Source organism: Odoribacter splanchnicus DSM 20712 (assembly GCF_000190535.1).
Classification (GTDB): Bacteria; Bacteroidota; Bacteroidia; order Bacteroidales; family Marinifilaceae; genus Odoribacter; species Odoribacter splanchnicus.
Map to the genome: position 1 here is coordinate 2,540,601 of NC_015160.1, position 14,840 is coordinate 2,555,440.

General features: G+C 43.7%; 12 protein-coding genes. 3 read left to right on the forward strand and 9 right to left on the reverse strand.

Annotation, left to right across the window (positions count from 1 at the left end; translation table 11 throughout):
- Positions 1 to 98 precede the first annotated feature (98 nt).
- From feoB to ODOSP_RS10760, 3 genes are all read right to left on the reverse strand, one after another.
- Complete coding sequence (gene feoB / locus ODOSP_RS10745; protein ID WP_013612333.1) at positions 99 to 2,465, reverse strand: ferrous iron transport protein B; 2,367 nt, start codon at positions 2,463 to 2,465, stop codon at positions 99 to 101.
- A 28-nt stretch (positions 2,466 to 2,493) separates the two neighbouring features.
- Positions 2,494 to 2,946, reverse strand: coding sequence for a hypothetical protein (locus tag ODOSP_RS10750; RefSeq protein ID WP_041556702.1), 453 nt, complete (start codon positions 2,944 to 2,946; stop codon positions 2,494 to 2,496).
- A gap of 366 nt (positions 2,947 to 3,312) precedes the next feature.
- A complete protein-coding gene (locus ODOSP_RS10760) occupies positions 3,313 to 5,475 on the reverse strand; it encodes a cation:proton antiporter domain-containing protein (protein ID WP_394370376.1) in 2,163 nt (720 codons plus the stop codon).
- Positions 5,476 to 5,680: 205 nt separating this feature from the next.
- Here ODOSP_RS10760 and ODOSP_RS10765 point away from each other — a divergent pair, with 205 nt between their 5' ends.
- From ODOSP_RS10765 to ODOSP_RS10775, 3 genes are read left to right on the forward strand one after another with little or no spacing between them, the layout of a single operon-like run.
- Positions 5,681 to 6,790 (forward strand): COG1470 family protein, encoded by a 1,110-nt coding sequence (locus ODOSP_RS10765; protein ID WP_374938237.1) that lies wholly within the window; start codon positions 5,681 to 5,683, stop codon positions 6,788 to 6,790.
- Between the two features lie 3 nt (positions 6,791 to 6,793).
- A complete protein-coding gene (locus ODOSP_RS10770) occupies positions 6,794 to 7,534 on the forward strand; it encodes an ABC transporter ATP-binding protein (RefSeq protein WP_013612337.1) in 741 nt (246 codons plus the stop codon).
- Positions 7,527 to 8,483: an ABC transporter permease gene (locus tag ODOSP_RS10775; RefSeq protein WP_013612338.1), complete on the forward strand. Its 957-nt coding sequence runs from the start codon at positions 7,527 to 7,529 to the stop codon at positions 8,481 to 8,483. The genes ODOSP_RS10770 and ODOSP_RS10775 overlap by 8 nt, the downstream gene beginning before the upstream one ends.
- A 23-nt stretch (positions 8,484 to 8,506) precedes the next feature.
- Here the strand turns inward: ODOSP_RS10775 and ODOSP_RS10780 are convergent, their stop codons facing one another.
- The 6 genes from ODOSP_RS10780 to ODOSP_RS10805 form a co-directional block, all read right to left on the reverse strand.
- Complete coding sequence (locus tag ODOSP_RS10780) at positions 8,507 to 9,775, reverse strand: adenylosuccinate synthase (RefSeq protein WP_013612339.1); 1,269 nt, start codon at positions 9,773 to 9,775, stop codon at positions 8,507 to 8,509.
- 122 nt (positions 9,776 to 9,897) lie between these two features.
- Complete coding sequence (locus tag ODOSP_RS10785; RefSeq protein ID WP_013612340.1) at positions 9,898 to 10,377, reverse strand: Fur family transcriptional regulator; 480 nt, start codon at positions 10,375 to 10,377, stop codon at positions 9,898 to 9,900.
- 84 nt (positions 10,378 to 10,461) lie between these two features.
- Entirely contained in the window at positions 10,462 to 12,642 is a 2,181-nt protein-coding gene (locus ODOSP_RS10790; protein WP_013612341.1) for a RelA/SpoT family protein, read from the reverse strand.
- Between the two features lie 190 nt (positions 12,643 to 12,832).
- The gene (gene murI / locus ODOSP_RS10795; protein ID WP_013612342.1) at positions 12,833 to 13,669 is read right to left on the reverse strand and encodes a glutamate racemase; all 837 of its coding nucleotides are present in this window, start codon (positions 13,667 to 13,669) and stop codon (positions 12,833 to 12,835) included.
- Positions 13,670 to 13,732: 63 nt separating this feature from the next.
- On the reverse strand, positions 13,733 to 14,245 hold the full coding sequence (locus ODOSP_RS10800) for an OmpH/Skp family outer membrane protein (RefSeq protein WP_228026161.1): 513 nt from the start codon (positions 14,243 to 14,245) through the stop codon (positions 13,733 to 13,735).
- A 70-nt stretch (positions 14,246 to 14,315) separates the two neighbouring features.
- Positions 14,316 to 14,825, reverse strand: coding sequence for an OmpH/Skp family outer membrane protein (locus ODOSP_RS10805; RefSeq protein ID WP_041557324.1), 510 nt, complete (start codon positions 14,823 to 14,825; stop codon positions 14,316 to 14,318).
- Positions 14,826 to 14,840: the final 15 nt, after the last annotated feature.

A 14,840-nucleotide genomic window follows, 5' to 3' on the forward strand; every position in this document is an offset into this window, starting at 1 on the left:
AAGCCTTCAGTTTCCTGTAGCAGAATCGTATCGCCCCCACTAAAGCAACAACGATAATCAGATATACAATACCGTTTTGTATCAAAGCATTCTTTTTTCTAAAATAAACTTCCTATCTGATATACGCCGAACGACACCAACCAGGCCAGCCCGGTAGTATAAAAAATAGTAAACAATGCCCATTTCCACCCCGCCTCTTTACGAATAGCAGCGATCACAGCCATACAAGGGAAATAAATCAGGATAAACAGCATAAATCCATAAGCCACTAAAGGCGTAAATACCTTCTGTCCGTTACTATATTGTTGCTGTTGCAGGCTCTCGATCAGGCTTTGGGAATTTTCCTCGGCATCCGGGACATGGTACAAAATTCCCATAGAACTCACTACAATCTCTTTGGCAGCCAATCCGGTCACAATACTCACGCCCATCTTCCAGTCGAATCCCAAAGGCCGAATTACCGGTTCGATGGCTTTCCCGATTTGTCCGATATATGAATTCTCCAAATGTTCCGTCTCATCGGCCATAGTCGTCCGGTTTAAAGGGAAATACCCCAGTGCCCAAATCAGAATAGAAGCAAATAAGATTATCGTACCCATTTTCTTTAAATATTGTCCGGCTTTTCCCCACATATGGATCGTGGTATTTCGCATCGTAGGCATCCGGTAAGGAGGCAATTCCATGACAAAAGGATCCGAAGATTTGGCGAACAGGGTCTTCTTCAACAAAAAAGAAGTTCCGATAGCCAGTAATATGCCGATCAGATATACAGACAATAGGATCAAGCCCTGATTCACCGGAAAGAAGGCAGATACCAACAGTATATATACCGGTAAACGGGCACTACAAGACATAAAAGGAGTAATCAGCATCGTCATAATCCGGTCCCTCCGGCTTTCCAAAGTGCGGGTAGCCATAATGGCCGGTACATTACATCCGAAACCGATCAACAAGGGAATAAAGGATTTTCCGTGAAGTCCTATCTTATGCATCATCCGGTCCATAATAAAGGCAGCCCTTGCCATATAGCCTGTATCCTCCATCAAAGAAATGAAAAAGAAAAGAATCAGAATATTGGGTAAGAAAACGATCACTCCCCCCACTCCGGCAATAACTCCATTCACCAACAAATCGTTCAAAGGCCCTTCAGGCATAATTCCGGCCACCCAACTTCCGAGGGCTTCAACTCCCGCCTCGATCCAGTCCATCGGATAACTTCCCAGCGAAAAGGTCGCCTGAAACATCAGCCACATAAAGAAAATCAGGAAAGGGAAGCCCAGCCATTGATGAGTCAGTAAGGCATCGATAGCAGTCGTCAGCTGACGTTTATCCTTTTCTCCCGACCGGAAGGTCTCTTGTAAAGCTCCCCGGATAAACCCATATTTCAGGTTCGTGATGATCGTCCGGGTATCTTCCTTATATTCTTTTTCCAGGCGCTGGATTTCTTTTTGTGCTACTTCGAGCATACAAGCATAATTGGGAACCGTTACCAGCTGTTCTTTCATAATCCGATCATCCTCGAGTAATTTGATAGCTACATACCGGGGAGCATATTCATCGGTAATATTTTTATTCGGGGCGATCTCCACTTTAATCCGGGCAATCGCCTCTTCGATTTCTGTCCCATAATTAATATGTACATGCCGGGATTCTTTGGCCTGGTCTTCGAACACTTCGATAATTTTATCCAACACGGCTTCGATTCCGATCCCTTTTGAAGCTGTCGTCGGCACAATCGGGATACCCAGTAGTTGTCCCAAATAGCCATAATCCAGGTGAGAACCTTCGTTGGTCAGTTCATCGAACATATTCAATGCCATCACCACCCGGATATTCATATCGATGAGCTGAGTAGTCAGGAACAGGTTCCGTTCCAGACAAGAAGCATCCACGACATTCAGCACTAAATCCGGATGATGCTTCGTAATAAATTCACGCACATAAATTTCTTCCGGAGTATATTCGGTAATAGAATAAGTCCCGGGCAAATCGATCAGATTGATCGTATAACCTTTATGGTGGCAAGTTCCTTGCTTGGCATCCACCGTCACTCCGCTATAATTCCCCACTCTTTCGCGCAATCCGGTAGCCCGGTTAAAGAAAGAAGTCTTCCCACAATTCGGATTCCCAACCAAAGCGATATTGATCGTCCGGGATTTCTCGGAAATTTCCCGGGCAATCTCGTCTTCTGTAAACGTACCGTTATATCCTTCCTGATCTATCGAGGAAGTACAGACGACTTCAATCAAACGAGCCTCACTCCGTCTCAGAGAAATATGGCCATCCATCAATTTATATTCGATCGGATCGTGTAAAGGAGCATTTTTTATCACCGTCACTTTTTCTCCTCTTACGAATCCCATCTCCACGATCCGGTTTCGAAAACTCCCATGTCCATGCACCTTTACGATGACACATTCTTCTCCAGTCGGTATATCAGCAAGCTTCAAATAATTATTTTCCATACCACTCCAAATTATGTGGCAAAGATAATCAATCTGCTAATAAATCGACATACCTACAAATAGGTATTAAAATTCCGGAGCATATAAATACCCCGGAATAATCCCCATTTTCATTCCACTTCAATTCTCCCTCATATTGCAGGTTTTTCCCATTCTGATAAGCCAAAGATCCTTTCTTCAGCTCTTCTGTGTCATCAAAAGAAGTATCTTCCGGCGACAGAAAATCATCCGATTCATTTATCGTCTTTGTAATCCCGAAACATCCCCGGATTTTTAAAGAAGTCAAAGGATTATATTCAGCACTAAAATTATTGGTTACTCCAAAAGAACGGTCAAGTGCCCGGCTATTCAGGTTGGCATTCCAAAGCGGATTCGGCGATTCAATCAGCTCCTCTTTATATTCCAGCCATTTTTCCACCCTTCCATCCGGCTTCTTTTCATAATAAGGATTTGCTTTCGCATATTCTGAAAAAGCAACCACCGGATCTCCGGAACTGGTATGATTAATAGTCAGCTTATTACTGAATTGAAACTTATTTTTCCGGTACAGTAAATCCAGATTCCCGCTGAAAACTTTCGTTTAAATCAGTCGAAAGTTTATAAAGTCCCTGGGTTCTGCGGGTACTTTGGTAATTGACAATTGTCATTTGACAATTGATAATGTATCTCCAAACCTATAGTTTCTTTTTTATTCTTCTGATAATCAATAATTATCTTCTTTATTCTTTCTCTCTTTTTTCTTTTCTTTTTTATTTTTTCATGGAAGCGGAACTTCCAATAATTGTCAATTCTCAATTGCCATCTGTCCATTTTTCTTTTAGCGGATTCCCACCAAAAGAAACGAACGTTATTTATTTTTTCTAAACAGTTTTCCCAATACCTGCACTAAGCCATCCATGCCCTCGATGTAGTTGATCATCGAGATACTTCTAAAAGCACTCATATCCTCATCCATACCTAATTGAACCGGGTAAACCAATATACAATTGATCGAATTAAAATATTTATTGATATAATTCGGGACATATTCCATATGCCGGGAGTAAGAAGGACAATTCGGCCGACTCATCACCAATATCAGGGCATCGTTATCCTGTGTCGCAGTAGCCACTTCCTTAAAATTACTCCAATCTGTAAACTCTTTAAATTCAGCTAAAATCAGGTGTTTGGATTGTACCAAATGCAAAATATCCAGCACGGCCGGTGTACCGTAAAAAACAATTTTCGTTCCGACATTTTTAGCCAGGTTCCAAATACTGATCAACCAATACGGAAAACCGACCTCTTTCTCTGCATTTTCAGGAATAACGACGATATAACGTTTCACCGTCGACATCGGCTGCATAGGACGATAAGCCAAGGTAGTCGTAGCACATTTACTGAGCACCTCTTGTGTCAGTTTCCCCAGGAAAGTATCGGAAATATCCTTTTGGGTACGCAGGCCGATAACAATATCCGTGATCTTATGTTCTTTGGCCACATTTCTAATTCCGTTGACAATATTCAAGTCATAACGTAAAACGGTATCCACCCGGTGATCCATTCCGGCTCCAGTCTTAACAGCTTTCTCAAGCAGACGTTCTGAAATTTTTTCCGCTGCCGGATCGGTATTGTCCGACTTCACAATACTCACAGCAACCAGTTGTGCCTTATTACGCCGGGACTTTATAGCGGTTCCCAAGGTGATCAGCTCATCGACTGTCTCAGAATTACTCAAGGGAATCAATATCCTCTCCTCCTCGTCATCACTATCACCGATCCGGTCACCGCTCATTTCCGCCAAGGCTATATTCTGAGCAGAACGTTGGGTAATAAAAGAAGCGATCGTACAAGTAATCAGAATCATAACGATAGTTCCGTTCAGGACGTCTTCATTCAACAATCGAATCGGCTGCCCATCCGGTCCGGTACCCAAAATCACCTCATACCCGATCAATACGGCAGCCAGCGTAGCCGCAGCCTGGGCATTACTCAATCCGAAAATCAGACGTCCCTCATCGCGGGTCAGTTTAAAATTTTTCTCCGTTATCCAAGCTGCCATAAACTTGGATAGAGTGGCTATAACCGTCATCACGACAGCAACCCAAAGCGCAGTCCATCCGGCGGCAAAAGTGCGTACATCGACCAGCATTCCCACTCCGATCAGAAAGAAAGGAATAAAAATAGCATTCCCTACAAAATCGATCCGGTTCATCAAAGCTGAAGTATTCGGGATCAACCGGTTCAAAGCCAAACCGGCCAAAAATGCCCCGATAATAGCCTCCAACCCCGCTGCTTCCGCCAGAAAAGAGGCAAAAAATACCAAAGCCAACACAAAGATATATTGTCCTACGGAATCTTCATAACGCTTGAAAAACCAACGCCCCAGCATGGGAAATAAGATCACGACAATACTGATAAAAACCAGACTTGAAACCCCCAGTTTAATCCAAAACTGTTGGTTTATTTCTCCGGTAGACATACCGACAATCACCGCCAGTACCAACAAAGCAAGAATACAAGTAATCACCGTTCCCCCGATAGCGATACTAACCGCCCGATTCTTGGTAATACCGTATTTACTGACAATAGGGTAAGTAATAAGCGTGTGGGAAGCATACATACTGGCCAACAAAATCGAAGTCGGCCAGGAAAAATCGAGCCAATATACACCGGTCAAAGTGCCTACGATCATGGGAATCAGAAAAGTATAAAGTCCGAAAGTCAGGGTTTTTCCATAATTCTTTTTCAGGTCGGCCATATCGATCTCTAAACCGGCGATGAACATGATATACAATAACCCCACGGTTCCAAAAAGCTCTATACTACTGTCTCTTTCCATAATGCCCACACCATTGGGGCCGATCACAGCACCTGCAATAATCAGACCGATCAAATCAGGAATCCTTAAACGCTGTAATAGAACAGGCGTCAGTAGAATAATAAACAGTATCAGAGAAAAAATCAACACCGGATTTTTCAGCGGCAAACTAAACACTTGTAAGAGCATAGGCAACGGTTTTATCAGCATGACAAATTTAATAAAAATGCAGTAATAAAAATCCCTTTCCTCCGCTTTGTTCTTGCGGTCTATAGTAGTTTTTTTTCGAAACTTTTAATAATTAGTAATACAGAAAGTTTATAATTTAGCGTTATTGTATCAATTTTCATTAAAATATTCACTTGAAATTTTTATGATTATGTGTGCTAAATTCTTTTACATCCTGATCGTACTGATGGCTGGACTATTTCCCTTCAAAATGCAAGCCTCAGAAACCAAACAAACTTTCATTCTTTACACTCCTTACACTAAAATCTCTGTTCCACCCGGAGAATCTATCAGTTACAGTATCGATGTCATCAACAATAGTGACGAAGTTAAAAATGCCACCCTTGCCTTAGCCGGTCTACCGAAGAGCTGGAGCTATGAAATGAAAGCCGGTGGCTGGACACTGGATGAGATCGCTGTACTCCCCGGTGAAAAAAAGAATTTTACCTTGAAAGTAGATGTACCTCTAAAAGTAAATAAAGGCACTTACCGTTTCACGATCGGTGCAGACGGACTTGCCCGCCTGCCTCTTGCCATAACGGTCTCGAAACAAGGGACCTACCGGACAGAGTTTACTACTACTCAACCGAATATGCAAGGAAATTCAAAATCGACGTTCACTTTCAACGCCACATTGAAAAACCAAACTGCAGAACAACAATTATATGCTCTCATGGCAGAAGCCCCCAGAGGCTGGAATGTCATTTTCAAAGCCAACTATAAACAAGCCACTTCGGCACAGGTTGCCCCGAATGCCAGCGAAAATATTTCGGTCGACATCACAGCTCCTTCGAATGTCAAGGCCGGTACATACAAAATACCTGTCATCGCTACTACCGGCTCCACTTCTGCCCAACTCGAGTTTGAAGTGGTTATCACCGGATCGTACCGTATTGAATTAACCACCCCCCAAGGTCTCTTGAGTAAAGATATCACTGCAGGTGACACCCGGAAACTCGAACTAGTCGTCCTCAACACCGGTTCTGCCGAATTAAAGGACATCCAGTTGTCCGCTAACAAACCGATCGATTGGGAGGTCAGTTTCGAACCGTCCAAACTGGATCGTCTGGCTCCCGGAGATAAAGCGAATGTTACAGCTGTCCTCAAAGCTTCCCGTCAAGCTCTCCCCGGAGATTATGTGACTAAAATCACTGCTCGTACACCGGAAGCCGATACAACCACCGATTTCAGAATATCTGTCAAAACCCCTATGATCACCGGCTGGATTGGTGTCGTTGTCATCCTGGCTGCTTTAGGTGCCGTTTACTATCTGTTTCGCAAATACGGAAGGAGGTAGGCTATGTGTGAAAGCATTATCGAATTGGTTCAGTTAACAAAGCGATACGGTCATTTCACAGCAGTCGACCGATTGGACCTAAAAATTCACAAAGGTGAAATCTTCGGGCTTTTAGGACCGAACGGAGCCGGTAAATCGACAACGATCCTGATGATGCTGGGCTTGACCGATCCGACTTCCGGCACAGTGCATGTTTGTGGTACCAACTCTACGACTTATCCGGTCGAGGTCAGAAAAAAGGTAGGCTATCTACCCGAAGATGTCGGTTTCTACGACGACATGACAGGGCCTGAAAACTTATTATATACCGCCCGGCTGAATAATATCCCGGAACAAGAAGCCCGGCAGCATGCAGCCCAGCTCCTCGAACGGGTAGGGCTTGGCAGGGAAATCGATAAAAAGACCGGTAAATACTCCCGGGGAATGCGCCAACGTCTGGGCTTGGCAGATGTACTCATCAAAAATCCGGAAGTGATTATTTTGGATGAACCCACCTCGGGGATCGATCCGGCAGGCGTACAGGAATTCATCAGTCTGATCCGGCAATTACGGGACGAAAGAGGACTGACCGTACTGTTCTCTTCCCATCACCTGGACCAGGTACAACAAATCTGTGACCGGGTGGGTTTATTCTCTCAAGGCCGGCTACTGGCTGATCTCTCACTCAACGATCTGCAACAGGAAGAACATGGATTAGAATACATTTATAACCAATATTTCGGAGGAGGACAAGGTCATGAATAAATATCACAGTCCCTTTTGGACAATTGTCCGCAAAGAAGTCGCCGATCACGTCAGAAGCTGGAGATTCCTTATCCTGATAGGTATTATCGCACTAACGTGTATGGGATCGCTCTATACCGCCCTAACCAACATCGGAGCAGCGATAAAACCCAATGATCCGGACGGTTCGTTTCTTTTTCTCAAGCTGTTCACGGTCAGCGACGGAACTTTACCTTCTTTCACGGTTTTCGTCAGTTTTCTCGGTCCGCTGTTAGGAATCGCTTTAGGCTTCGACGCCATCAATTCGGAGCAGAATAAAGGAACCTTAAGCCGTATTTTATCGCAGCCCATTCACCGGGATTATTTGATCAATGCCAAATTTGTAGGTGCTTTGATCGTCATCGGAGTCATGCTTTTCGTTCTGGGATTTCTGGTGATGGGCTTCGGGCTGATCAGCATAGGTATTCCTCCAACTGCAGAAGAATTTTTACGGGTCATCGTTTTTATCCTGATCAGTATCTGTTATGTGGCTTTCTGGCTGAATCTTTCGATCTTCTTTTCGATCAAATTCCGTCAGGCTGCAACTTCCGCCCTGGCTTGTGTCGCCATCTGGTTGTTCTTCAGTATTTTCTATAATATGATTATCAACCTGATCGGTAAAGCCATCAGTCCATCGGAAATGGCTACCACCTATCAAATGATCGGTTATCAACGGTTTATGCTCAATTTATTGCGCTTTGCTCCCAGTATGCTTTTCAACGAAGCCACAACCACTTTGTTGATGCCTTCTGTCCGTAGTCTGGGACCGTTGACGATGGAACAGGTACATGGGGCAATCCCTAGTCCTTTGCCTCTAGGCCAAAGCCTGCTGATCGTATGGCCTCAACTTACAGGCCTCATCGCAGCAACGGTCATTTGTTTCGCTTTGTCTTACGGTTCTTTTATGCGGAAAGAAATCCGGTCCAGATAAAAAAAGAGCCTTACGGCTCTTTTTTAATCTTCATATCTGATAATCGTCTGCTCACGGTCGGGACCTACCGAGACAATCTTCACCGGTACTCCCAGCTCCTCTTCTAAAAAGCTGACATAAGCATTGAATTCTTCCGGAAATTCATCTTCCGAAGTCATTTGGGTCATATCTGTTTTCCATCCCGGTATTTCCACGTATACAGGTTCGACTCCGTCACAAATATCGAACGGAAATTCATCGGTCTCCTCTCCATTTATTTTATAAGCGACACAAGCTTTAATCGTATCGAAGCTGTCCAATACATCACTCTTCATCATGATCAACTGACTAACCCCATTGATCATCACAGCATATTTCAAAGCCACGAGATCGATCCAGCCACAACGGCGTTTCCGGCCGGTAACAGCTCCGAACTCGTGTCCCAAAGCACACAACTTCTCTCCGGTTTCGTCGAATAATTCTGTCGGGAAAGGACCGGCACCCACACGGGTACAATAGGCTTTGAAAATTCCGTAAACTTCACCGATATTTCCCGGAGCGACTCCCAAACCGGTACAAGCTCCGGCACAAATAGTATTCGACGAAGTCACAAAAGGATAAGAGCCGAAATCCACATCCAGCATCGTTCCTTGTGCCCCTTCGGCAAGTACGGATTTACCCTCTTCCAGCAAATTATTGATAACGTGCTCACTATCGATCAGCTGAAAACGCTTCAGGTAGGCGATCGCTTCGAACCATTCTTTTTCCAGTTCCGTGATATCGTATCGATAATTCAAGGCTTTCAGAATGGCTTCATGCTTTTTCTTAGCAGCCGCATACTTGTCTTCAAAATGATACAACACATCCCCTACTCTCAACCCATTACGGCTCACTTTATCCGTATAAGTCGGCCCGATCCCCTTACCGGTCGTTCCGATTTTCGCATCTCCTTTAGCAGCTTCATAAGCAGCATCCAGCACCCGGTGAGTAGGCAGGATCAGATGTGCTTTCTTGGATATACACAATTGTTTGGTCAGATCATGTCCACTGGCAGCTAAACTCTCAGCCTCCTGACGAAACAGAACCGGATCCAGTACAACTCCATTCCCGATAATATTCTTTTTCCCACCCTGAAATATCCCGGAAGGGATAGAACGCAATACATATTTTTGCCCTTCGAATTCTAAGGTATGTCCGGCATTCGGACCGCCCTGAAAACGGGTCACGACATCATATTTCGGTGTTAATACATCAACCACTTTTCCTTTCCCTTCATCTCCCCATTGCAATCCAAGTAAAACATCAACTTTCATCTGTATCTTTATTTATTCGTTTACAGTAATTCTTTCTCCAAAACTTCCCGTCGGATTTCGGGAAACACAAACGTGCAAAAGTAAACATTTTTTTCTATTGTAAACAGAAAAAACCGCTAAAATCACTCACTCTCCCGACAGGCCTTACACAATCCATAAATATACAAAAGGTGGTGATGCACAGAAAATTGGTATTTATCTTCAATATGTTCGACGACCTCGTTGATCCGGGAATCGGCAAACTCCTCCACTTTACCACATTTCTGACAAATCAGATGTTCGTGGTAACGGTTGTTAAAAGCTTTCTCAAACTGGGCGATATTATTCCCGAACTGATGTTTGATCACCAACTTACAATCCAAAAGCAACTCTATGGTATTGTATAAAGTAGCCCGACTCACCCGATAATTTTTATTCTTCATAAAAACATACAGGGATTCGATATCGAAATGTCCTGTATGCGAATAGATCTCATCCAGGATAGCATATCTTTCCGGAGTCTTCCGGTGTCCTTTTTGTTGCAAATAAGTTGTAAAAATCTCTTTTACAGTTTCTTTTATTTTCTCCATATTTGAACAACTTTCGTCAACCATCTTTTCCATCCTCATTCTTTTTTCTCTCTTCCTATCTATTTCTCACTCTAATCTTCACCTCTCTTTTTCTCTCCTCCTTCCATCTATCATCTCTTATCTTTCCTCATTCTCCACCCTCATCACGCTTTCTACCCCTTGTATCTGGGATATACGGGAAACTATATTATTCAAGTCGGCTGTATTATGTACATACAGATGAATGAATCCTTCAAAAATACCGTCCCGGGTATCGAAATGAATCATTCGCATATTCACCTTCCCTTCTTTTGCGATCAGGGCGGTGATATCGCTGACAATCCCCGGTTTATCGATTCCTGTCATTTTTATCACTGTCAGGAAAGACATCAATTTATGGCTCACCCATTTAATCGGGACAATCTTATCTCCAAAGCTGGCCATCAAGCGGATCGCTTCGGGACAAGAACGCTTGTGAACCGTAACCTTCGTACCTGCAATATTCATACCAACCACGTCGTCTCCCGGAATCGGATTACAGCAAGGAGCGATCACGAAATCCGAATTGACATCCAGCTGGACATCGTTGTCGTTCTTCTTTTTTTCCTCTCCGTCTTTCCCATTCCATAAGAACTGGAGTTTCCAGTATTTTATAAATTTATTTTCCGCTTTCTTCTTGAGTACTTTTTCAAGATCTCCTTCCGTAATGATATTTTTAGCGAGCTCGACATACAAATCGTCCTTATTGGTCAGGTTGTAATCGGTCAGAACTTTCTTCAATGGCTCGGAGGTAGGCGGTAAATCCAATTTTTTCACAACAGCCTCGAAGATCGTGATACCGGTCCGGATCTGTTCTTTCCTATACTTCTTAAAGGTGGCGTTGATATGCGTCCGGGCTTTCGCCGTCACCACAAAATCCAGCCACTCCCTTTGAGGTTTCTGTTTATCGCTCGTCAAAATCTCCACCTGGTCTCCACTCGTCAGTTTATGGCTCATCGGCACCAGCTTATGATTCACTTTCGCTCCGATACAGGTATTTCCGATTTCAGTATGGATATCATAAGCAAAATCAAGTGCCGTAGCTCCCTTAGGCAAGGTACGCATATATCCTTTAGGCGTAAATACCCGGATTTCCTTTGCGAATAAGTTCAGTTTAAATTCGTCGAGGAACTCCAGCGCACTGGCATCCGGCTGATCGAGAATCTCCTTAATTCCCGCCAGCCATTTATCCAACTCCGAACTTTCGCCTTCATTTTTATATTTCCAATGGGCAGCTAACCCTTTCTCTGCAATCTCATCCATACGTTCCGAACGGATCTGCACTTCGAACCATTGTCCTTCAGGTCCCATAACCGTCAAGTGCAAAGCTTCGTATCCATTGGCTTTAGGCACACTCACCCAGTCGCGAATCCGCTCGGGCTTGGGACTATAAATGTCTGTAATCAAAGAATAAATATTCCAGCACTGCCATTTTTCAGGCTGATCTGCTTTGGGTTTAAACACAATCCGTACGGCCAGCAGGTCGTAGATTTCATCGAAACTGATATTCCGTCTCTGCATTTTCAGCCAGACCGAATACACACTCTTCGTACGGGCGGTGATGGTATATTCGTAGTGGTTCTCGCTCAGACTTTTACGTATCGGCTTGATAAATTCTTCAAAGAGTGCCGAAAATTGTTTCTCGTAAGCTTCGATCTTTTTATCGATAACCTCATATTCTTCGGGATGTTCGTATTTCATACTGAGGTCTTCGAGCTCGGTTTTGATGGCATGTAATCCCATGCGGTGAGCCAAAGGGGCATAGATATACAGGGTCTCGCTCGCAATCTTCACTTGCTTATGCTCGGGCATAGAAGCCAGCGTACGCATATTGTGCAAACGGTCGGCAATCTTGATCAGGATCACCCGGACATCGTCGGCCAGCGTCAGGATCATCTTTCGGAAACTCTCGGCCTGCCGGCTGGTATCCGATCCCATGACCCCACTAATTTTGGTCAGGCCATCGACTATAGAAGCCACTTTCGGCCCGAATAAATTAGCGATATCTTCAACTGTATAATCGGTATCTTCCACCACATCATGCAACAAAGCAGAGATGACAGAAGTCGTCCCCAAACCGATCTCTTTCACAGCAATTTTAGCAACAGCCAAAGGATGAAGAATATAAGGTTCTCCGGACCTTCTCTTCACACCTTTATGAGCTTCATTGGCAAATTCGAAAGCTTCTTTGATTTTTTGTCTGTTCTCTTTAGAAGTCTCTTTTCGTAACGATTTCAATAAATCTTCAAAAGCTTCTTTAATCTGTTCTTGTTCTGTCATAGATATTAGCTGCCTCCGACAACGATACTAATTGTTTTGCACGACATTTAATCTTCCAACCGATACCTTGTCAAAGATAGTGAAAGGCAAGAGCAAAAACAACAAACTTGTTTGATGATTTTACCGAGCCGCATCCTATCTTATCCAAAGATATAAAAAAATAATTGAGATACTGCTAAAAGATTTCAACTTAACACATAAAAATTCTTTGTGAACTAATTTCTTCCTTCAAAAATAAACCGGCCATCCGATCGAACAATTCTGTTTTTTCAGTGGTTAAATAACTTCGCCTGCTGTCCTTACCCAATCTCCGGTCGATCTCAGGATGCCGTTTCAAATAGTCGGCCAGACTCCCGGCAACGATTTGTCCCTGTCCGATAATTTTCACCCGTGAAGGAACAAAACGGGCGATCAGCGGCCGTAATAACGGATAATGTGTACATCCCAGGATAATCGTATCGATTTCAGGATCGGTACCCAACAGTTCCTGAATGTATTTCCGGACGAAATAGATCGCCCCTTCTCCATCCAGTTCGTTATTTTCAACTAACGGTACCCACATCGGACACGCCAGCTGGGTAATCCGGAACCTCTCTTCACCATATAATTTCCCGACTTCTATCGGATAAGATCCGGATGCTACGGTTCCCCGGGTAGCCAGAATCCCGACATGCCCGTTTTGCGAATAGGTATTCAGCGCTTCTACGCTGGGACGGATAACCCCCAATACCCGTTTTTCGGGATCCCATTGCGGTAAGTCCACTTGCTGTATAGTCCGCAACGCCTTTGCCGATGCCGTATTACAAGCCAGGATCACCAAGCGGCACTCCATTTCGAAAAGTTTATGAACAGCCTCCCGCGTATATTCGTAGACCACCTCAAAAGAACGGGCACCGTAAGGGGCCCTGGCATTATCCCCCAGATACACATAATTATACTCCGGTAATTTCCGGACAATTTCTTTTAAAATAGTCAGCCCTCCGTAGCCGGAATCAAATACGCCGATACTCTCTTTGTGTTGCTCCATATCCTTGAATCAGAAACGACAAAAGCCGCCTATCCCAGGCGGCTTTTTATCCTTTTACACTCCTTATTGCAATCCTAATTTTTTCTTTACCAACGGCAGGACATCCTGTGAATTTTCAGCGGCATACAGGATACCGGCATTCATGTCGAAGATATAAGTAAACCCATTTTCTTTACCTACTTCCTTGATCGCGTTCAATGCTTTTTCCATTACAGGCTGCATCAGATCATTTTGTGTTTTTTCCAGTTGAGCCATAGCCGTTTCCTGAAAACGTTGGATTCTTTGCTGCAATCCTTGCAATTCTTCTTCTGTTGTAGCCCGCATAGCCTCTGAATAAGTCTTCATTTTTTCAGAATATTCGGCTAATTTAGTCTGGAATTGTTCTCTCAAACCATTCAACTCTGTATTTACTTTTTTCTGTTCCTCTTCGAAAGTCTTTTGAGCGGCAGTCCATTCCGGCATAGCCTGAATCAACTTCTGAGTTTCAATGTGGCCCAGTTTTACCTGTGCAGAAACACTCATTGCAGCCAATGTCAAAGCTACAAGTACAAACACTTTAATGGTATTTTTCATCATTTTTCTGGTTTATAAATATTATCATTAAATTATCTAACTCTTCCGGATCTGTTTCATTCAGACGACCGGTTTATTCTTCTTTCTTTTTGACGCTATACCCCAATTTCCGCAATACGACATTGCTTTTATCGAGTTTCGGGTCGAAATAGACAACTGAATTATCGGCGGCAACATCGATAATCATACCAAAATTTCCTTCTTTAGCGACATCTTTAATGACCGCTAAAACTTCGTCCTGCAAAGGTTTCACCAGTTCTTCGCGCTTTGCGAACAGATAACCGTCGGTGCCGAAATATTGTTGCTGCAACAAACGGGCTTTATTCTCTTTCGCTGCAATTTCTTTCTCCCGGTCTTCGCGCATCGAAGGAGTCAGAAACACTTTATCGGCATTATATCTGGATTGCATTTCTGCTATTTCCGCGTATACCGCATCGATATCGGCCTGCAACTTCTGCGAATAATCGTCCAGTTCCTGCTGGGCTTTTGCATAATCGGGGATACAGCTGAAAATATATTCCATATTCACGAAAGCATAGCGTGTTCCGCTTTGCGCCTGTGCAGTACTCCATATGCAAGACAAAAATAATAAAATAAA

Excerpts from the sequence above, each read along its gene's own strand:
- feoB (WP_013612333.1), bottom strand. The coding sequence starts at position 2,465 with ATGGAAAATAATTATTTGAAGCTTGCTGATATACCGACTGGAGAAGAA.
- ODOSP_RS10760 (WP_394370376.1), bottom strand. The coding sequence starts at position 5,475 with ATGCTGATAAAACCGTTGCCTATGCTCTTACAAGTGTTTAGTTTGCCG.
- ODOSP_RS10765 (WP_374938237.1), top strand. The coding sequence starts at position 5,681 with ATGGCTGGACTATTTCCCTTCAAAATGCAAGCCTCAGAAACCAAACAA.
- ODOSP_RS10770 (WP_013612337.1), top strand. The coding sequence starts at position 6,794 with ATGTGTGAAAGCATTATCGAATTGGTTCAGTTAACAAAGCGATACGGT.
- ODOSP_RS10775 (WP_013612338.1), top strand. The coding sequence starts at position 7,527 with ATGAATAAATATCACAGTCCCTTTTGGACAATTGTCCGCAAAGAAGTC.
- ODOSP_RS10780 (WP_013612339.1), bottom strand. The coding sequence starts at position 9,775 with ATGAAAGTTGATGTTTTACTTGGATTGCAATGGGGAGATGAAGGGAAA.
- ODOSP_RS10785 (WP_013612340.1), bottom strand. The coding sequence starts at position 10,377 with ATGGAAAAGATGGTTGACGAAAGTTGTTCAAATATGGAGAAAATAAAA.
- ODOSP_RS10790 (WP_013612341.1), bottom strand. The coding sequence starts at position 12,642 with ATGACAGAACAAGAACAGATTAAAGAAGCTTTTGAAGATTTATTGAAA.
- murI (WP_013612342.1), bottom strand. The coding sequence starts at position 13,669 with ATGGAGCAACACAAAGAGAGTATCGGCGTATTTGATTCCGGCTACGGA.
- ODOSP_RS10800 (WP_228026161.1), bottom strand. The coding sequence starts at position 14,245 with ATGATGAAAAATACCATTAAAGTGTTTGTACTTGTAGCTTTGACATTG.